The sequence below is a fragment of the Rhizobium sp. CG5 genome, assembly GCF_023701945.1.
Taxonomy (GTDB): domain Bacteria; phylum Pseudomonadota; class Alphaproteobacteria; order Rhizobiales; family Rhizobiaceae; genus Allorhizobium.
This window is the reverse complement of sequence record NZ_JABAEF010000009.1, coordinates 48860-69058: the sequence shown is the minus strand read 5'-3', so window position 1 is coordinate 69058 and position 20199 is coordinate 48860. Positions and strand designations below refer to the sequence as shown.

Below are 20199 nucleotides of genomic sequence, written 5' to 3'. Positions count from 1 at the left end.
TTCGTAGCGGCGCTCTGATCATATGTTGCCGAGCTCGGCGCAAACGAGGGATGTTTTTTGATAATTCGCAAGAGAAGGGGCAGGATTTTCTAAATTGCTACCCAAGATCACAAGTTCGATCTCTTTTATATATATTGTCCATAGATATTATCAATTAAAGAGATGTCGAGGCTGCGGGCATAATTGCCGCTCAATCGATATCGGCGACGTCGATCTCTGGAGATCCCAGCCTATGACCGTGACACCGCTCCGTACCTTGGCGGAAAGACCGTTGAGCCGAACGCTGGACGTCGCTCGTGATCTGTCTCTGGCCTTCGCCGGAACTGCCGGACAATACGACGAGAGTGCGACATTTCCGCATGAAAACTTAAGGCTGGTGCACGTTGCGGGCCTTTCGGCACTTACGGCTCCATCGGAGCTTGGCGGACATGGCGCGAGCCTTGGCGACACCGCGGAGGTCATTCGCCTCATCGCGAGGGGCGAACCCTCCACTGCCTTGATCCTCATCATGCAGTACATCAATCTTGCCACCCTTCCCGCAAGCCGCTGGCCCGCCCATCTCGTTCGCCAAGTCATCGCCGACGCGGTTGAGAAGGGTGCGCTGATCAACGCGCTGCGTGTCGAGCCCGAACTCGGAACGCCGATACGCGGCGGTCTGCCGGCGACGACCGCCCGGCGCGTGGACGGTGGCTGGTCGATCAGCGGCCGCAAGATCTATTCGACCGGCGTCGAGGGTCTGACCTGGGCTATCGTCTGGGCCCGGACCGACGAGGAAAACGTGCGGCTCGGCGGTTTTCTGGTTCCCGTCAATTCGCCAGGCTTTCGCATCGAGAAAACCTGGAACCCGCTGGGCATGCGTGCCACGGGCAGCCACGACGTGGTTTTGCAAGAGGTCTTCGTCCCAACCGATCACGCCGTCGATATCCGGCCGCCATCCGAATGGGACGCAAGGGGCGAAGGCCAGGCGGCATGGTTTGGCATGCTACCCGGTGCGCTCTACACCGGCGTTGCGGAAGCCGCGCGCGACTGGCTGGTCGGCTTCTTGCAGAACAGAGTGCCAAGCAATCTTGGCCAGCCCCTGTCCACGGTACCGCGCATCCAGCAGGCCGTTGGCGAAATCGAGGAACTGCTGGCGGTCAACCGGCGCCTGATCGCTTCGGCGGCGCGCGATATCGACGAGGGCCGCGGCGTGAGCCAATCGGAATCCGGCTTGATCAAGGTCGTCACCACGGAAAATGCCATTCTCGCTGTCGAGAAGGCCCTGAAGCTGACGGGCAATCACGGCATTTCCCGCAACAACCCGCTCGAGCGCCATCATCGCGACGTGCTGTGCGGCCGCATTCACAGTCCCCAGGAAGACACCGTTCGAACAGGGGCAGGCAGACTTGCCCTCGGGCTCTAGCCCTCTGATCAGGAGAGAGACAATGCCAGTCGAAATCATCGGATATATCGGCAATCACAACGCTTCCGAGACGATACCGGCCGCAAGCCCGGTCATCAATGCGGAGCATATCGCGGCGGCGGCGGCGATCCATGAAAACGGCGGTTTCGACCGCGTGCTTTTCGCGTTCCATTCCACGTCGCCGGAAAGCATCCTCATTGCCCAGCACGTGGCGGCGCGTACCCGCAAGCTGAAGCTGATGATTGCGCACCGACCCGGTTTCACGGCGCCGACACTGGCGGCACGGCAACTCGCCACGCTCGATCATCTCAGCAACGGCCGGGTATCCGTGCATATCATCACCGGCGGTGACGACCGGGAACTGGCCCAGGACGGGGATCACCTGACCAAGGACGAGCGCTACGCCCGCACCAGCGAGTATCTCGACATCGTTCGCCAGGAATGGACCAGTGAGAAGCCGTTCGACTATGATGGCACCTATTACCATGTGAACGGCGGTTTCTCCAATGTGAAGCCGCTCAATTCCGAGGGGATCCCGATCTATTTCGGCGGGTCTTCCGAGGCCGCACTGACGATTGCCGGGAAGCATGCCGATATCTACGCGCTCTGGGGAGAGACCCATGCGCAGGTGGCGGAAACCATCCACCGCGTACGCCAAGCGGCAGCGCCCTATGGCCGCTCCCCGCGCTTCAGCCTGTCGCTGCGGCCGATCCTTGCCGAAACCGAGGAGGAGGCCTGGGCCAAGGCTGCCCGACTTCTCGAAAGGGCGAAAACCCTGCGCGCAACGGCGTCGGGCGAACGGCTGATCAACATCCATGCGAAAGCCGGCGATCACCAGCCGCCGAACGAAGGCTCGCGCCGGCTGCTGGCCGCTGCGGCTCAAGGCGCACGGCTCGACAAGCGGCTGTGGACCGAGATGGCGGCGCTGACCGGGGCAAGCGGCAATTCCACCTCGCTGGTGGGCACGCCGGACCAGGTGGCCGAGGCACTGCTGGACTATTACGACCTTGGCATCACCACCTTCCTTATCCGCGGCTTCGATCCGCTGGAGGATGCCTTCCAGTACGGGCGTGATCTGATCCCGCGTCTGAGGGCTCTAGTGGCAGCCCGCGATGCCGGCACCATCGGCGTGCAGGCAGCAGAATAACTTTTCGTCTTTTCTCAAACGCCGCGATGGCAGGAGGCTTCCGACATGAGCAGCCAAGTTAACAGCCTGATTTCCCGCAATAGCTTCGATCGCCGTTCGTTTCTGAGAACCGCCGGCGCGCTGGGCATCGCCGCGCCGCTGGGGGCATTTTCCGCCGGCAGCCTTCTGGCGCAGACGGCCGCGCCCGTCGGCGAGCTGAAGAAGATCAAGTTCGCCACCAATGCTTCGGCCATCTGCCTGGCCCCCGTTTTCGTCGCGCAGGACCACGGCATCTTCAGGAAATACGGCCTGGACGTCGAACTCGTCAATTTCGGTGCGTCGACCGAAGCGCTGCTGGAAGCCATCGCGACGGGCAAGGCCGATGGCGGCGTGGGCATGGCGCTGCGCTGGCTGAAAGCGTTGGAACAGGGTTTTGACGTCAAGATTACCGCCGGTACCCACGGCGGATGCTCGCGCCTAGTTGCATTGAAGGAGACCGGCATCACGACGCTATCGCAGCTCAAGGGCAAGACCATCGGGATCTCCGACCTCGCCAGCCCCGGCAAGAACTTCTTCTCGATCCTCCTGCACAAGGAAGGCCTGGATCCGGTCGCTGACGTCGAATGGCGCCAGTATCCCGGCGAATTGCTGCAGCTGGCTGCCGACAAGGGTGAAGTCCATGCCATCGCCGATGGCGATCCCAAGGCCTATTTCTGGCTGCAGGACCCCAAATATATCCAGATCGCTTCCAATCTCGACCACGGTTTCGAAAACCGCGTCTGCTGCATCGTCGGCCTGCGCGGCAGCCTGATCCGCGACGACCAGCCAACGGCCGCCGCCTTGACCCGCGCCCTGCTGGAGGCCCAGGACTGGACCGTGGCCAAGCCGGAAGACGCCGCCAGGGCCTTCCTTCCGAACGCACCGAAGGACAAATCGATCGAAGATCTGGTCGGTGTTCTGCTGGCACAGACGCATAACCACAATCCCACAGGCGCCGACCTGCGCCAGGAAATCGCGCTCTATGCCCAGGAGCTGCGCGACGTGCAGGTGTTCAAGAACTCGACGGATCCGACCCAGTTTGCCGATCGGGTCTATGCCGACGTGCTCTCGGCCTGACGGGAGGCACGACCATGGCCTCCGTTGACCCGACCCTCTCCGACGGCGCGCTTGGCGAAAGCGCGTCCGTTCGCCCGGCAGCCTCATTGTGGTGGACCGGCCTTGCGGCCGGCCTCGCCTGGGTTGCCACCGCAGCGCTCATCGAGCTGTGGCCGGAGATCATTCCACAACCCTATGGCCGGGAGCTGGCCGTGGGTGCGCTGGTGATCGCCCTGCTTCTGTTCGTCGTCGCCGCAACGGGCCGATTGGGTGGCAAGTTCTCCTTGGTCGTCCGCTATTATGGGCCATGGTTCCTGGCCGCGGCCGCAATCGTCGCAGGCTGGGAAATCGTCACCGCCAAGACGGGCCTGCTGCCCGTGCCGTTCTTCTCCTCGCCGCAGAGCATTCTCGAAGTCTTCTTCGACGATTGGAGCCGGCTCGGCACCAGCGTGTTCTATTCCGTCCTGCTGCTGGCCAAGGGCTATTTCTTCGGCGCGCTCGCAGGCTTCCTGACCGGCGTGACCATCGGCTGGTCGCGTGCGGCCAGCTACTGGGTGCATCCGGTGCTGCGGCTGATCGGGCCACTGCCGGCCACGGCCTGGCTGCCGCTCGCCTTCTTCATCTTTCCGACCAGCGGTTCGGCCAGCGTCTTCCTGATCGCGCTGGCCACGGCCTTCCCGGTGATCATTCTCACCTGGTCGGGCATCGCCAGCGTCAATCGCGACTATTACGACATTGCCCGTACGCTCGGTGCCAAGCCGCTGTTCCTGATCTTCAAGGTTGCGATCCCCGCCGCACTTCCCCATGTCTTCGTCGGACTTTTCATGGGCCTCGGCACCTCGTTTGCCGTTCTGGTTGTGGCCGAGATGCTGGGCGTCAAGGCGGGCCTCGGCTGGTACCTGCAATGGGCTCAGGGCTGGGCGGCTTACGCCAATATGTATGCGGCGCTGCTGGTCATGGCGCTGATGTGCTCGACGTTGATCACCATCCTCTTCCGCGTCCGCGATTGGTCGCTGTCCTGGCAGAAAGGCCTTGTCCGATGGTAGCTCTCGAAACTGTGGCGGCGGATCTTGCCCCCGCCGGCCAGCAGATCGACATCCGCGGCGTCTCGCATCGGTTCGAACTGGAAGGCGCACCGCTGCCGGTGCTGGACGATGTGAACTTCTCGGTCGAGCCAGGATCCTTCGTGGCTCTGCTTGGACCGTCCGGATGCGGGAAATCGACACTACTCCGGCTTCTGGCCGGGCTGGACCATCCGACAAAGGGCACGCTCAGCGTCGATGGGACCGAGATCGGCGAGCCCGATCCCTCCCGCATCCTGGTATTCCAGGATCCGACGCTGTTTCCATGGCGCACCGTCTGGAACAATGTGGCGCTGGGACTGGAGGCGCAGGGCGTGCTGAAGCGGTCGCGCCAGCGCGTCGACAACGCCATCGAGCTGGTGGGACTGCAGGGCTTCGACAAGGCCTATCCGCACCAACTGTCCGGCGGCATGTCGCAGCGTGTCGCTCTGGCCCGCGCGCTGGTCAACGAGCCGCGCCTGCTGCTGCTGGACGAACCGCTGGGCAAGCTCGACTCCCTGACCCGCCTGACGATGCAGACCGAACTCGTCAGCCTCTGGCAGCGGGCCGGACTGACGGCAATCCTCGTCACCCACGATGTCGAGGAGGCGCTGTTCCTGTCGCAGCGCGTTCTCATCTTCGGGCCGCGCCCGGCGCGCATCGTTGCCGATATCAAGGTCGATCTTCCCTATCCCCGTCACCGTGGCGATCCGCGGCTGGCCGAACTGAGGCGCGAAGCCCTCGGCCACCTCGGTCTGGCCTCAACCTGGTAAGAAAGTTGCAGACATGAAAGCCTTCAAGAGTTCAACATTCATCGCTGTCGCAATCATGGCCGTTGCAAGCGCGGCACAGGCCCATGTGACGCTGGAAAACAAGGATGTGGCGCCGGGCGCCACGGTGAAATTCGTGCTGCGGCTGCCCCATGGCTGCTCCGGCTCGGCAACAACTGGCCTGCGCATCGCCATTCCCGAGCAACTGACATCGGTCAAGCCGCAGCCAAAGCCGGGCTGGAACCTTTCCATCGCCACGGACGAGCTGCACAAGGCTTCCGCCGAGACGGCCCACGCCCATGGCGGCGCAGCACAGGTCAAGGAAGTGTCCTGGACCGGCGGCAAGCTGGAGGACGCCTATTACGACGAGTTCGTATTCCGGGCGACGGTGAGCAAGACGGCCACGGACCGCATCTTCGTTCCGATCGTGCAGGAATGCGAAAGCGGCACCGATCGCTGGATCGAGATACCGGCTGCCGGCGCCTCTTCCGACGATCTCAAGTACCCGGCTCCGTCCGTCCGCGTTCAACCCTGACCGTGGCACGCCCGGCCAGATGGGCCGCAATGGCGCTTGTTGCCGCGCTGCTGTCTCTGGCATGTGTCGGCGCGGCGTTTGCCCATGCGAGTTTGATTGCCTCCGAGCCGAGCGACGGGGCAGTCGAGGACATGCCTCCCAGGGCGGTGACGTTGCACTTCTCGGAGCCCGTCCGGCCGTTGGTCGCCAGGCTTACCCGTCCGGCGGGACGCACCGATCTCCTCAGGGATATCGGCGAGAAGGGCAACGCCATCCTGTTGACCCTCCCCGCCGATCTGGAGCAGGGAACATACATCCTGTCCTGGAGGGTGGCGTCGTCCGATGGTCACCCGATCGGTGGCGGCCTGGTTTTCTCCGTGGGAGCACCAAGCGCCGTCGCACCCGTCACCGTCCAACAGGCCGATATCGTCGTCAGATCGGGGCTTTGGGCTTCGCGCTTGATATTTCTGCTGTCTCTGGTGCTTGGCGTCGGCGGTACCGTGTTTACCATCCTGCTTGGGCGTGGAACCAGATTGATCGATGATCGCGTGACCATCACGCTGACGATTGCCGGCCTGCTGGCGACACCTATCCTGATCGGCTTCCAGGGTTTGGATGTGCTGGGCGAGCCGGTCTTTGCCTTGCTCCAGGCCACGACCTGGAGCGCGGGACTGTTTGCCACCAGCTTTGGCCATGCTGCCCTGCTCGGCGCGACGGCCGTAATTCTCGCCTATGCCGCCCGGTCGATACAGGGCGGGAGGACGGCCAAGGTGCTGGCCTCTGTCGCCCTGCTGGTCGTCGGGGTGGCGGCCGCCAGCGCGGGCCACGCCGCGACCGCATCGCCCGTGACGCTCACCAAGCCGGCGCTCTTCCTGCATGTGGTCACCGCCACGCTGTGGATCGGGGCGCTGATCCCGTTGGGCCGGCTTCTTCTGCGGGGAGGCAATGATGCCGACTTTGCCCTGAAGCGGTTTTCGACCGGCATTCCGGCCGTCATCGGAATACTGGTGCTGTCCGGTATCGTGCTGGCCGTGGTACAATTGCAAAGCTTCGCGGCGCTGTGGACAACCGCCTATGGCCTGGTCCTGGTGGCCAAGCTTGTCCTTGTTGCCGGCCTGCTGGCGCTTGGGGCGTTCAACCGTTTCTGGCTGACCGGGCCGGTCCTTGCAGGAAGCGCTTCCGCCGCGCGGCACCTGAGACGCAGCATTGTCGTGGAGGTCGTTCTCGGCTGTCTTGTCCTCGGGGTGCTAGGTCTCTGGCGTTTTACGCCACCGCCCCGCTCCCTTGCCGCAGCGACTGCCCAGTCGCAGGAGATCAGGTCCACCAAGGATGGTCTGACAGCCATCCTGACGCTGACCCCTGCCGTTCCAGGTCCTGCCGTGGTGGAGATCCGCGATCTCCAGCTGGACGGCAAGCCGGTCGATCCCCTCTCGGTCGAAATCGAACTCGGCAAACCTTCCTATGGCATCGGCCCGTTCACCCAGCCGGCCCGCAGGATCGACGATCAGCGGTTTCGCGCCGAAGGATTCGTGCTTCCGCTGGATGGTTTCTGGGTGGTGCGAGCAACCGTTCTGGTGACCGAATTCCGATCGATCACGCTGACCGATATTTTCGACGTGACGCCACGGGTCCGCTAGGCGGTGCCTGCGGAGACGTTGAAACCGGAATTCCATTCTCCTCAAACTTGATAAATTGCAATATAATGTCTATTACATAGATTTTATATACAATAAGCTTTTCTCATGTTGGTCTGGCAACACGGGAGAGCGGTATGTCGGCAAAACGTCAATTGAAGCTGGGGTTCATGCTGCATGGTGTCGGTATGGGATGGGGCGATTGGCGCCATCCCGACGCCGATCCGACAGCGAGCACAAACTTCGCCTATTACAAGAAGCAGGCGCAGCTGGCAGAAGCCGCCAAGTTCGACTTCCTGTTTGTTGCCGACAGCGTCTTCATCACCGCGAAGTCCAGTCCGCACTATCTCAACCGTTTCGAGCCGCTGACCATTCTCTCGGCGCTTGCCGGCGCTACATCGCATATAGGCCTCGTCGCAACGCTCACCACCAGCTACACCGAACCTTTCAACGTCGCTCGCCAGTTTGCCTCGCTCGACCACATCAGCGGCGGCCGCGCCGGCTGGAACGTGGTGACCTCCTGGCTTGAAGGCAGCGCCGAAAACTACAGCAAGTCGAAGCATCTGGCCCATGACACGCGCTATCGCCAGGCCGCAGAATATCTGGATGTCGTGCAGGGTCTCTGGGACTCATGGGAAGACGACGCCCTGGTGCATGACAAGCAGAGCGGCGTATTTTTCGATCCCGCCAAGCTGCACACGCTGAACCACAAGGGCGAGTTCTTCCAGGTCAAGGGACCGTTGAACATCGCCCGTTCGCGCCAGGGCCAGCCGGTGATTTTCCAGGCCGGCGCTTCCGAAGACGGCAAGAACTTCGCTGCCCGTCGTTCCGATGCGATCTTCGTGCATCACGAGAATATCGAGGAAGGCAAGACCTACTACAACGACATCAAGACCCGCGCGGCGGCCTCCGGCAGGGATCCGGACCATCTGTTCATCCTGCCGGGTGTCCGCCCCGTGATCGGCTCCACCGAGGAGGAGGTTGAGCGCAAGTATCAGGAATTCGCCGGTCTCACCTCCATTGAGAACGCCCTGTCGATGCTCGGCCGGCCGTTCAACGACTATGACTTTCTGCAGCACGATCTCGATGCGCCATTCCCCGACGTGGCGGCACAGGGCGCCAACAGCAACCAGAGCACGTCGGGCAAAATCATCGCCGCCGCCCTCGCCGAGAACCTGACGCTTCGCCAGACGGCGTTGCGCTTTGCCACGCCGCGCACGGATTTCGTCGGCACGCCCGAGCAAGTTGCCGACGCCTTTCAGCGTTGGCTTGAAGAGCGGGGTTCGGACGGCTTCGTCGTCAATGTCTCCTTGCCGAAGGAGCTTGAGGTGTTTGTCGAGACCGTCGTGCCAATCCTGCAGAAACGCGGTGTGTACCGGACGGAATACGAGGGCGAGACCTTCCGCGAAAACCTCGGCATTCCCGCACCCGCCAATCGCCACGCCCGCCAACCCGTCGCCGACGCGGCGGAATGACGCCTCCCATCGCCATCTGATCCCGAACTCCTTGAAAGCTGCAACCATGACAAACATCTCCAGACGCCTGTTCAACACCGCACTTGGTGGTCTCGTCACCGCCTTTTCGTTCGGTGCATTTTTCCCGGTCTATGCCGCCGAAGACCTTAGCAAAGTCACGCTGCGTGTCGGCGACCAGACAGGCGCAACGCGCGCCAAGCTGGAGGCTGCCGGCCTGCTGAAGGACGTGCCATACCAGATCGAATGGTCGGTCTTTCCGGCGGCCGTCAACCTCCACGAAGCATTGAAGGCCGATGCGGTCGATATCGGCCAAGCGGCCGACTCGCCGACCGTCAGCGCCATTGCCGGCGGCTCCAAGATCAAGGTCGTCGCCAATTTCTCCAATGGCGGTCTGGGTAGCAGCATCCTCGTGCCGGCCGACAGCCCCATCAAGACGCTGGCCGACCTCAAGGGCAAGACCATCTCTCCGACCACCCGCGGCAGCGTCGCCCACTATCTGACGATCGGCGCCCTGAAACAGGCAGGATTGAAGGCTGAAGATGTCAAGCTGGCCTTCCTCACGCCTGCCGATGCGAGCGCCGCCTTCCAGGCCGGCAGCATCGATGCATGGGGCACCTGGGGTGTCTACAAGGCCCGCACGATCGGCACGCTGAAGGCAAACGTCCTGCTGGACGGCAAGGGTATCAGCACCGGCAATTACGTGCTGAGCGCGACCGAGACTGCGCTGGCCAATCCCGGCAAGGTCGCAGCCATCGCCGATTTCTCCTCGCGCCTTGAAAAGGGCTACGACTGGTCGCTCAACAACAAGGACGCCTATGTCGAGTTCTATGCAGGCTTTGCCAAGCAGGACAAGGCGACGATCGAGAAGATCTACCCCGACGAGGCTGCCTACAAACGCCAGCCCATCGATGATGCTTTTGTCGCCTCCCTTCAGAACGTGTTCGAGACCTGGAAGGAAGCCGGCGTGCTGACGGGACAGGCCAATCTGGCCGACCACGTCTATCGCGGCATTCCGACCAACTAAGCAAAACGCGAGGGATAATCCATGGCTTTTGCGACGATAGGTCTACCCCTCATCGAGGATGCCGCGCAGCGTCAGGAGCCTGAAGCGGCACACAGCCCAGAAGGTCTTTCCCTGCAGAAGATCGAACCGGTGTCGGAGGCAAGGCGAGGATTGCCCCGCTGGCTGCGCCGCACATCGGGACCGGTCGCTCTCGTGGCGCTGTGGCATGTGCTATCGGTAACGGGCGTGCTGCCGGGAGAGGTGCTGGCCGGACCCTCAACGGTCCTGTCCAGCGCGGCCAAGCTGATCGAGACCGGAGAACTGCCGCAGGCCATGGGCGTGTCGCTTGGTCGCGCCTTGACGGGGCTGGCGATCGGCGGCTCGATCGGCGTCACGCTGGCCGTGCTGTCGGGCCTGTTCAGGCTGGGTGAGGATCTTATCGATGCGACCATGCAGATGCTGCGCACCGTGCCCAATGTTGCGCTCATCCCGCTGCTGATCATCTGGTTCGGAATTGGCGAAGCCCCGAAGATCGCGCTGATCGCGCTGGGAACGGCCTTTCCCCTCTATCTGAACGTCTATGCCGGCATCCGCAATGTCGACCAGTCGCTGATCGAGGTCGGCAGGACGCTTGGATTGTCGCGGGCGCGGATGATCTTCAACGTGGTGTTGCCCGGCGCCCTGCCGAGCGCGCTGGTCGGGCTGCGCTATTCGCTCGGTATCGCCTGGCTGGCACTGGTCTTTGGCGAACAGATCAATGCCACCGCCGGCATCGGCTATCTCATGGCCAATGCCCGCGAGTTCTTCCAGACCGATGTCATCGTCGTCTGTCTCGTGGTCTACGCTCTGCTTGGTCTGGCCGTCGACTTCATCGTCCGTACTCTTGAAAAGGTGTTTCTGTCATGGCGACCGGCCTTCAACGGAACGTGAGCAGCCCGCATCCTATCCCACCGGTGGCACTTCCGAGCGCCGTCAAGGTGCGGGGCCTGACGCGCCGGTTCGGCCCGCGGGAGGTGTTGCAGGATCTCGACCTCGACATTGCGCCCGGCGAATTCGTGGCGCTTCTGGGGGCGAGCGGCTGCGGAAAGAGCACGCTTCTGCGCATTCTTGCCGATCTCGACCGCGAATTCGTCGGCGATGTCGAGGTGCCGCGCCGCCGCGCGGTTGCCTTTCAGGCGCCGAGGCTGCTGCCGTGGAAGACTGTGTGGCGCAATGTCGTGCTGGGGCTTCCCGGCGGCGACCGCAAGCAGGCCCTTGCCGCGCTGGACGAAGTCGGGATTGGCCATCGGGCCGAGCAATGGCCCAAGGTTCTGTCCGGCGGCGAGGCCCAGCGCGCATCGCTAGCCCGTGCGCTGGTGCGCCAGCCAGACCTTCTGCTGCTGGACGAACCCTTTGCCGCGCTCGATGCCCTGACGCGGATCAAGGCGCAGGAACTGGTCGGCGAACTCTGGCAAAGGCATGGCTGCGCCATCCTGTTGGTCACCCATGATGTCGAGGAGGCGGTGCTGCTCTCCGACCGCGTGCTGGTGATGAAGGATGGCGTCATCGCCCATGAAGAGAGGATCGACCTGCCGCGGCCGCGCGACGTGGCCGATCCGGTGGTTGCCGCCACGCGTGGCCGCCTGCTGGATTGGCTGGGCGTACGGCACGGCACGCACGGGAATTCCTGACATGAGCATCGCTCATAGCGACCACACGATCCATCTCGGTGCGGATGTGCTGATCATCGGTGGCGGCCTTGCCGGCTGTTGGGCGGCCGCTGCCGCGCGTCGCGCCGGTGCCACCGTCATCCTTGCCGACAAGGGATATTGCGGCACGAGCGGCGTCACGGCCACTGCCGGCCCCGGCCATTGGTGGATATCGCCCGACCCGCCGGAACTGCGCGAAAACGCCATCCGAAACAGGCAGAAGACCGGCTTCGGCATCAACGAGCCGCAATGGATGGCGCGTGTCCTGGAAAAAACCTGGGAAAGCCTGCCGACGCTCCAGGGATTCTATGATTTCTCCAAGGACAATACCGGCGCCACGCGCTACCGCGAATTGCGCGGCCCGGAATATATGCGCGCCCTTCGCAAGATCGTCGACAGTCTCGGTGTCACCGTGCTCGATCACTGTCCCGCGCTGGAACTGCTGCAGCGCGCCGATGGCTCGATCAGCGGAGCACGGGGCATTCGCCGGCAGAAGGGCGGGGAATGGCAGGTCAATGCCGGCGCCGTGGTGCTGGCAACGGGCGGAACCTCGTTCCTGTCCCACCTCCTGGGATCGCACACCAATACCGGCGACGGCTATCTCATGGCGGCCGAGGCGGGCGCCGAGCTTTCCGGTATGGAGTTCACCAATTATTATACGGTGGCACTGGCCGGCACGAACATGACCCGGTCGATGTCCTATGCCTTCGCAACCTACTATGACGAAGACGGTGCGGTCATTCCGCTGCCGCCGGGGCCCGACATGACCCGGCCGCTGGCCCAGGCGATGCTGCGCGGCAAGGTTTTCTGCGATCTCAGCCGCACACCGCAGGATATAAGGGAGCAGGTGCCGACCATCTCGCCCAATTTCATGCTTCCCTTCCGCCGGCGGGGCATCAACCCCTATGCCGACAAGTTCGAGGTCACGATGCATGGCGAGGGCACAGTCCGCGGGATCGGGGGATTGCGCGTCGTCTCCGAGGATTGCAGCACCTCCGTCCCGGGGCTCTATGCGGCGGGGGACGCCGCGACCCGCGAACTGGTGGCGGGCGCGATCTCGGGCGGCGGCAATGTCAACTCGGCCTGGGCCGTGTCTTCCGGGCAGTGGGCCGGGGAAGGCGCCACCCGGTTTGCCGCACGCCAGAAGGGCCGCGATGCGGGCCGTGCCATCGGGCAGGCGGGGCTACGGCCGGTCTCCCGGCATGACGTGGACCTCAAGGCGACGCTTTCGGTGATCCAGAACGAAATGCTGTCCTTCGACAAGAACATCTTCCGCACGGCCGACAAATTGAAGCGATCCGGCGCAGTGCTGGAAGATGTCTGGAGCGTCTTTCATGCGCATGCGCTCGGCAAAGACGACGCCGTATTGCGCACCCGGGAGACCGCAGCCATGCTGGCAACAGCGCGCTGGTCGGCAGCATCGGCGCTGGCGCGCGACGAAAGCCGCGGCATGCACCAGCGCGACGACAGGCCGGACGTCGATCCCAGGCTCAACCATCGCATTCTGGTGGGCGGCCTCGATAAGGTCTGGACCGCCAGGGAAAGCGGGCAGCTCCTGGAGCGTGCATCATGATCGAACTTATCATCGAGGACCGTTGCGCGGCCTGTAACAAATGCGTCGAAATCTGCCCAACGAACGTGCTGGCTATTGTTCCCGGCGGCATCCCGCGGATCGCACGCCAGGACGAGTGCGAGACCTGTTACATGTGTGAGCTTTATTGCCCGCATGACGCCATCTATGTCGGGCCGGACTGCGAGCGGCCCGAGCCTGTCGACAAGGACGTCATTCTGGCTTCCGGCCTGCTGGGCGAATTTCGCCGCAACCATGGCTGGGACGAATGGGCAGGCGATCCCCGCTATACCAACGAACACTGGCAGATGGAAAACGTGTTCCTGCGTGCCCGCGGCGCGGCACCGGCGGGGCAGGTATAGCAGGCTGCTGCAAAACTCCTCGTCGACGGGCTGAATTTGGGATTCACTGTTTAGATTGATGCGCAGACGCTTGGATGATGTCCCGTTCGATCCGCTAAGCCTTTGCCAACGGAAAGGGGCGAAGATCCCTCGTTGATCTCCGCCCCGCCGCTGCGCCGAGCCTGCTTGGGAGGATATGCTCAGAAGGCTGCAGACGGAATCCAGGACGCGGTTGCAGCCGCACTGGTCGAGAAGGCGGGGATCTTCTTGGCAAGGTCCTCGATCGTGTTAACGCCCGCTTTGCGCAACTCCTGCTGCGTGACGAGCACCGGATCGACGACGATCTTGGCCGGCACTTCTTCGCCGGCGATCTGCAGCGCGGCAGCGCGGATCGAGACGGCACCGACGACCGCCGGGTTGGTGGCAGCGGTCGCGACCCAGGGACTGCCTTCTTCGACGATTTCCTGGATATCGGCGGTCGAGATGTCGGCCGAATAAATCTTCAACTTGCTGGAGATGCCGAGATCGGCGGCGGCGAGCTTCACGCCACGTGCGAATTCGTCATAGGGTGCGAAGACGACGGTGATATCAGGGTTCGCCTGGAACACGGCCTTTGCCTGGTCGGCGGTGCTGGTCGCCGTCGTGTCGCTGACATTGCCGAAGCGTGCCTTCTCGACGATCCCCGGATGGGCGGCCTTCACCTTGTCCCAGATCTCGTTGCGGCGATCGAGCGGCGCAAAACCCGCGACATAAACATAGCCGGCATTAAAGCTGGCGCCATTGTCCTTGATGGCCTGCTCCAGCGCGACCTCGGCCAGCTTGTGGTCCGACTGCTCGATCTGCGGGATCTTGGCATTGTCGAGGTTAACGTCGAAGGCGACGACCTTGATGCCCTTGTCCAGCGCCTGCTGCACCACATCCGACAGCGATTCCGGCAGGCCGTGGTCAACCACGATGCCCTGGACACCGAGATTGATCGCCTGGAGGATCTGCTCGCGCTGCTCGGCGGCATCCTGGCGACCGGGGAAGACGCGCAGGTCGACACCGAGCGCCTTGGCCTGGGCTTCAGCACCCGCCTGATAGGCCTGGAAAAAGTCACCGGCCGAGATATAGCTGATCAGCGCCAGCTTGACGCCGCCCTTGTCGAAGGGGGCCGGCGCGCCGGCAATCCCTTCGGCCGAGACTGCGGGAACGAGCGCGAAAGCCGAAAGGGCGGTAAAGGCGAAAAGGCGAAGGGCGTGGGTCATTGTAACTCCATCAGGTCAGACAGTTGATCCGCCGATTTAATATCCAATTAATACACAGTTTTTATAGACTTATGATTTGCCAATTTTTGGCGAGAGGCGGATTTCTTTGCTACGCCTCGTGTCATGGACGGAAGTTTCACCTCAGCCGAACAGTCGCCTCTGACATCACCCAAACGCGCTACACAGGCCGCAGCAATGTCATTTGGAAATTTATTCTATTGATTTGGTAGACATTGAAACAGCCACCCTTGTTCGCCTGCGAGAAGCTTCTAGGAAACAGGGGACACAATTGGTGACTCCGCGATGCCCCTTCTGAGCGCCTTAAACATTGACCGCACATTCGGCTCGACCTGCGCTCTTGCCGGCGCATCCCTGCATATCGACCGCGGCGAGATCGTCGCCCTGATGGGGGCGAATGGGGCCGGCAAGTCGACCCTGGTCAAGATTCTGTCCGGGGTCGACCGGGCAGACAAGGGAACCATCACCTTCAAAGGCGAGACCTTCGCTCCTAGGATGCCGTCGGAAGCGACGCGCAAGGGTGTCGTGACGGTTCACCAATCGACCGATGTCGTCGGCATTCCCGGCCTGACGGTGGCAGATGCCCTGCTCCTCAACCGCTATGTCGACGGTGGCTGCCCCTTCTTCATCTCCGCCCGCAGCGTGCGCCACGCAGCCCGACAGGTTCTCGACGAGGCCGGCTTCGACCTGCCGCTTGACCGCGACTTCGCCGATCTGGGCGCCGCCGAGCGGCAGTTGGTGGCGATCGCGAGAGCTCTGTCCGACAAAGCCGAACTGCTAATCCTGGACGAGCCGACCGCGAGCCTGTCGTCTCAGGAATCGAAACGCCTCTACGAGATACTGCTCGACCTGAAGGCGCGGGGACTTGCCATCCTCTATATCTCCCACCGTACCGCCGACCTTGCCGCCATCGCGGACCGGGTCGAGGTGCTGCGAGGCGGCCGCAATGCCGGCAGCTTCGTGAGGCCAGTGGATTTCGACCAGGCAATTGAGACCATGATCGGCCGCACCCTTGGCGCGGCCCGACCAGAACGGCGAACCGATTTCGGCAAGGCCGTCTTGGAGCTCGAGGCCGCCCGGATCCTGCCGGACAGCCTTCCCTTCGATCTCACCTTGCATGCCGGCGAGGTAATCGCGATCACCGGCGTGCTGGGTGCGGGCAAGAGCAGGCTGCTCTCCGCACTCTTCGGCGCCGGACGCCTCGCAGGCGGCGGCATGCGGCTCGATGGTCGAGCTTACGATCCTCAAAACCCGGCAGAAGCGATCGCCCGTGGCGTGGCACTTGCGGCCGAAGACCGTCACCGCTCCTCGCTGATCCCAAAGGGCTGGCCAGGCGAAAGCATCGAAGCGACGATCAGCCTGCCGCATCTGCCGAAATGGTATCCCTGGAATTTGCTGCTCTCCGGCCGCGAACGGAACGAAGCGCTGCGGGCCATCGACCGTCTCGGCATCAAGGCCGCCGGCCCCGATGCTTCCATCTGGTCGCTCTCCGGCGGCAACCAGCAGAAGACGGTGCTTGCCCGCTGGGAAGTGGAACCCGGTCTTCTCCTGCTGCTCGACGAGCCGTTCCAGGGCGTCGACGTCGGCGCCCGCCAGGACATCATCGCCACCATCCGCAGCCACCGCGCCCGCGCGACACTGATTGCGACCTCCGATCCGGAGGAAGCCTATGAAGTGGCCGACAGGGTTTTCGTGATCGATCACCACACGCTTCGTCCCGCCAAGATCGGTGCTGGGCATTCATCCTCACTCGAAAGCCTTTCCACATGACGACAATCCCTGACAGCTCAAAGTCCCACGCTCAGCAGCCTGCGACCTCCGAACTTTTGCGCGAAACCGTCCGCCGGGGTGCCGTTTTCATCCTGCTCGCAGGCCTTGTCGTGCTCTTCAGCATCGCGCAGCCAGCCTTCATCAACATCAACAACCTGATGAGCATCCTGCAGGCGGTTGCGGTCGTCGCGATCATCGGCGCCGGCGTGACCGTGACGCTCGCCATCGGCGGCTTCGACCTCTCGGTCGGCGCGGTCGCGGCATCCAGCGTGATGGCCGCGAGTTACGCGATGATCGTGCTGGGCTTCAACGCCATCGAGACCGTCGTCCTCGTGCTTGCCTTTGGCGCACTGGTCGGCGCGGTCAACGCCTTCCTGATCGTCAAGCTGAAGGTGCCGGATCTGCTGGCAACATTGGCCGTCATGTTCCTGCTCACGGGCCTGCAGCTGATCCCGACCGCTGGCCGTTCGATCTCCGTTGGCCTCATCCTGCCCGATGGCACGACCGCCCCCGGCAAGGTCGATCCCAGCTTCCTGCTGATCGGCCGCTCGAGTCTGTTCGGCCTGATCCCCGTTCCTGTCATCCTGATGGTCCTGGTGGCGCTCGCGCTCTTCGTGCTGACGGAACGCACCCGTATCGGCCGGCTGCTCTATGCCACCGGCGGCAACGAAGTTGCAGCCCGGCTGGCCGGCGCCAACACAGCCCGGATCAGGACCTATGCCTACATCCTCTCCGGTACGCTGGCAGCCCTCGGCGGCATCATCATCGCCGCCCGTGTCGGCCGTGGCGACGTCTCCTCCGGCGCATCATTGCTGATGGATTCGGTCGCGGCCTCGCTGATCGGCTTTGCGGTCCTCGGCCTGCGCCGCCCGAACGTGCTAGGAACCGTGATCGGCGCCGTCTTCGTCGGCGTGCTCCTGAACGGGCTGACCATGCTCAACGCACCCTATTACACCCAGGATTTCGTCAAGGGCGCCGTACTCGTCGGTGCGCTTGCCCTGACTTATGGCGTCAGCCGCAGCCGCGCCTGACGCTCCAATCGCCAAACATACTGTTCGAACAAGGGGACCTCTCATGCTCCAGACATTCAAGACAATCACATCCGCGATCCTCGCCGGATCGCTGCTCACAGCCGCTCCGGCCTCGGCCGCCGGCATCGCCGGTGCACCAGCACCTTTCGACAAGGAGACCGTCGATATCGCCGTCGTCAGCTTCCTCGGCGGCGGTGACTGGCTGCAGGCTTTTGAGGCCGGAGTGAAGCGCCAGGCTGATGCGCTCGGTGTCAACCTGACCATCTCCCAGGCCCGCAACGACAACGACACCCAGCGTAGCCTCGTCGAACAGGCGATCAACCTCGGCGTGGACGGCATCATCATCAACAACGGCCGCCCGGAAGTGCTGCAGGACGTCGCCCAGAAGGCGCTCGACGCCGGTATCAAGGTCGTTGCCTATGATGTGAACCTCGACAATCCTGATATCCCGCAGATCGAGCAGAGCGATGCCGACATGGCCAAACTCGTTCTGGATCAGGCGATCAAGGACAAGGGTGACGGCTTTGCCGCCGGTGCGGTCTATGTTGCGGGCTTTGCGCCGCTCGACCGCCGTTACGCCGTCTGGAAAGACTACGTCGCCAAGCACAACCTGACCGAAAAGGCTGTCTGGGGCGTGGTCAACGATACGGTGCCGGCCTCCGTTGCCGACCAGACCAAGGCCGTGCTCACCGCAAACCCGGATATCTCTGTGATCTTCACCCCCTGGGATGAATTCGCCAAGGGCGTAAAGCTCGCCGTCGACGAACTCGGTCTCGCCTCGAAGGTCAAGATCTACGGCGTCGACATTTCGACCGCCGACATCCAGTTGATCACCGAGCCTGACAGTGCCTGGGTCGCGACTGCCGCCACCAATGCTGCCGTTGTCGGCGAAGTTTCCGTGCGCGCCGTGTCGCTGTCGATCGCCGGCCAGGATCCGGGCCGCTCGGTTCTGCTGCAGCCGACGCTGATCACGCGCGAGGACCTGATCAACAACAAGATCGGCACGATCGAAGAGCTGCAGGCCAAGTTCCCGGCCTTCCTGAAGAGCGATGCGGCAACCGCTCCCTGGATCCCGACCGTTACGCAGTAGTCCTAGCCCTTCAGGACCCAAGACGGACGCGCTGGACCAAGCGGCGCGTCCCTTTCCATTTCGCATGAGGACGACGATGACGAGCCCGGACCTGCCCAAGCCGCAATTTGCCCGCAACATGAAACTGATCGGCCACAGCGATATCGGCGGCCGGGGCGACGGTCTGCAACTGATGGTGCATCGCGGCCATGCCTATGTCGCCCATCCCTGGTCGCAAGGCTTCTCGATTGTCGACGTGCGCGACCCGAAGGCACCGAAGACGGTCAACTACGTGGCGGCACCGGCCAACACCTGGAACATCCATCTCCAGACCCATGACGATCTGCTGCTTGTCATCAATGCGCTCGATCTCTTCGCCGATGTCGAGACCTTTGTCGACGAGAAGGTCTATTACACCCAGTCCGTCGGCGAGACGGTCGCCGCCCGCAAGCGCGAGCGCGCCTGGACGGCGGGCATGACGGTCTACGACATTTCCTCTCCGGCCAGCCCCCGCAAGATCGGCCAGCTCGACGTCGACGGCATCGGCTTCCATCGGCTCTGGTATGTCGGCGGGCGCTATGCCTATGCCTCGGCCCTGCTCGACGGCTTCACCGATTATATCTTCGTCACCATCGACCTCAGCGACCCCACAAAGCCCGAGATCGTCGGCCGCTGGTGGCTGCCCGGCATGAACAAGGCTGCCGGCGAGGAACCGGCCTGGGGTACCGGACGGCGCTTTGCCCTGCATCATGTGCTGGTGCACGGCGACACGGCCTATGCCTGCTGGCGCGACGGCGGATTGACGTTGCTCGACATCAAGGATCATTCCGCACCCAAGCTGATCAAGCATCACAACTGGTCGCCTCCTTATGGCGGCGGCACGCATTCGCCACTGCCGCTTCCCGGCCGCGACCTGCTCGTGGTGGCAGACGAGGCCGTGCTCGACAACGAGGAAGACGGCCGCAAGCACACCTGGATCTTCGACATCCGCGTGCCGGAAAACCCGATCAGCATCTCGACCTTGCCGATCCCGTCAGAGGCCAACTACGCAGCTAAGGGCGGCCATTTCGGGCCGCACAACCTGCATGAAAACCGCCCCGGCTCCTTCGTATCGGAAACGCTGATCTTTGCGACCTGGCAGAATGCCGGCATTCGCGCCTTCGACATCTCGGACCCCTACCACCCGGTCGAGACCGGTGCGCTGGTGCCCGCCGATCCCGTCACCATGACCGACCGCAGACCGGGACGGCCGAAGGTGATCCAGTCGGCCGACGTCTTCGTCGACAAGAATGGGCTGATCTATGCCACCGATTACAATGCCGGTCTTGAGATCATCGAGTATGGTGGCTGAACCGGGCGCGACACAGCCATCCACGAAGCGGGGA

General features: G+C 63.1%; 18 protein-coding genes. 17 read left to right on the top strand and 1 reads right to left on the bottom strand.

Annotation, left to right across the window (positions count from 1 at the left end):
- Positions 1-232 precede the first annotated feature (232 nt).
- From HGO38_RS16065 to HGO38_RS16005, 13 genes are all read left to right on the top strand, one after another.
- On the top strand, positions 233-1402 hold the full coding sequence (locus HGO38_RS16065; protein ID WP_502941579.1) for an acyl-CoA dehydrogenase family protein: 1170 nt from the start codon (positions 233-235) through the stop codon (positions 1400-1402).
- Between the two features lie 22 nt (positions 1403-1424).
- Positions 1425-2549, top strand: coding sequence for an LLM class flavin-dependent oxidoreductase (locus HGO38_RS16060; protein ID WP_250956912.1), 1125 nt, complete (start codon positions 1425-1427; stop codon positions 2547-2549).
- 45 nt (positions 2550-2594) lie between these two features.
- Complete coding sequence (locus tag HGO38_RS16055) at positions 2595-3644, top strand: ABC transporter substrate-binding protein (protein WP_250956911.1); 1050 nt, start codon at positions 2595-2597, stop codon at positions 3642-3644.
- A gap of 14 nt (positions 3645-3658) precedes the next feature.
- Entirely contained in the window at positions 3659-4669 is a 1011-nt protein-coding gene (locus HGO38_RS16050; protein WP_250956910.1) for an ABC transporter permease, read from the top strand.
- Positions 4663-5457 carry an ABC transporter ATP-binding protein gene (locus HGO38_RS16045; RefSeq protein ID WP_250956909.1) on the top strand — a complete coding sequence of 265 codons (795 nt, stop codon included), beginning with the start codon at positions 4663-4665 and terminating at the stop codon, positions 5455-5457. Before HGO38_RS16050 ends, HGO38_RS16045 begins: the two co-directional genes overlap by 7 nt.
- A 13-nt stretch (positions 5458-5470) precedes the next feature.
- A complete protein-coding gene (locus HGO38_RS16040; RefSeq protein WP_250956908.1) occupies positions 5471-5989 on the top strand; it encodes a YcnI family copper-binding membrane protein in 519 nt (172 codons plus the stop codon).
- Positions 5990-6018: 29 nt separating this feature from the next.
- Positions 6019-7605 (top strand): copper resistance CopC/CopD family protein, encoded by a 1587-nt coding sequence (locus tag HGO38_RS16035; RefSeq protein WP_250956907.1) that lies wholly within the window; start codon positions 6019-6021, stop codon positions 7603-7605.
- A gap of 134 nt (positions 7606-7739) precedes the next feature.
- Positions 7740-9077, top strand: coding sequence for an LLM class flavin-dependent oxidoreductase (locus HGO38_RS16030; RefSeq protein ID WP_250956906.1), 1338 nt, complete (start codon positions 7740-7742; stop codon positions 9075-9077).
- Positions 9078-9123: 46 nt separating this feature from the next.
- A complete protein-coding gene (locus HGO38_RS16025; protein ID WP_250956905.1) occupies positions 9124-10101 on the top strand; it encodes an ABC transporter substrate-binding protein in 978 nt (325 codons plus the stop codon).
- Positions 10102-10122: 21 nt separating this feature from the next.
- Positions 10123-11010, top strand: a complete 888-nt coding sequence (locus HGO38_RS16020; protein ID WP_250956904.1) for an ABC transporter permease subunit — start codon at positions 10123-10125, stop codon at positions 11008-11010.
- Complete coding sequence (locus tag HGO38_RS16015; protein WP_250956903.1) at positions 10983-11750, top strand: ABC transporter ATP-binding protein; 768 nt, start codon at positions 10983-10985, stop codon at positions 11748-11750. The genes HGO38_RS16020 and HGO38_RS16015 overlap by 28 nt, the downstream gene beginning before the upstream one ends.
- Position 11751: 1 nt before the next feature.
- A complete protein-coding gene (locus tag HGO38_RS16010; RefSeq protein ID WP_250956902.1) occupies positions 11752-13341 on the top strand; it encodes an FAD-binding protein in 1590 nt (529 codons plus the stop codon).
- Positions 13338-13700: a 4Fe-4S dicluster domain-containing protein gene (locus HGO38_RS16005; RefSeq protein ID WP_250956901.1), complete on the top strand. Its 363-nt coding sequence runs from the start codon at positions 13338-13340 to the stop codon at positions 13698-13700. Before HGO38_RS16010 ends, HGO38_RS16005 begins: the two co-directional genes overlap by 4 nt.
- 179 nt (positions 13701-13879) lie before the next feature.
- Here HGO38_RS16005 and HGO38_RS16000 read toward each other — a convergent pair whose 3' ends face one another.
- Positions 13880-14926, bottom strand: coding sequence for a substrate-binding domain-containing protein (locus HGO38_RS16000; RefSeq protein WP_250956900.1), 1047 nt, complete (start codon positions 14924-14926; stop codon positions 13880-13882).
- 303 nt (positions 14927-15229) lie between these two features.
- Between HGO38_RS16000 and HGO38_RS15995 the strand changes: the two genes are divergently transcribed.
- The 4 genes from HGO38_RS15995 (at position 15230) to HGO38_RS15980 (ending at position 20165) form a co-directional block, all read left to right on the top strand.
- Positions 15230-16714: a sugar ABC transporter ATP-binding protein gene (locus HGO38_RS15995; protein WP_250956899.1), complete on the top strand. Its 1485-nt coding sequence runs from the start codon at positions 15230-15232 to the stop codon at positions 16712-16714.
- On the top strand, positions 16711-17745 hold the full coding sequence (locus HGO38_RS15990; RefSeq protein ID WP_250956898.1) for an ABC transporter permease: 1035 nt from the start codon (positions 16711-16713) through the stop codon (positions 17743-17745). Before HGO38_RS15995 ends, HGO38_RS15990 begins: the two co-directional genes overlap by 4 nt.
- Positions 17746-17788: 43 nt before the next feature.
- Positions 17789-18835, top strand: a complete 1047-nt coding sequence (locus HGO38_RS15985; RefSeq protein ID WP_250956897.1) for a substrate-binding domain-containing protein — start codon at positions 17789-17791, stop codon at positions 18833-18835.
- A gap of 76 nt (positions 18836-18911) precedes the next feature.
- Complete coding sequence (locus HGO38_RS15980) at positions 18912-20165, top strand: LVIVD repeat-containing protein (protein WP_250956896.1); 1254 nt, start codon at positions 18912-18914, stop codon at positions 20163-20165.
- The last annotated feature ends 34 nt before the right edge of the window (positions 20166-20199 follow it).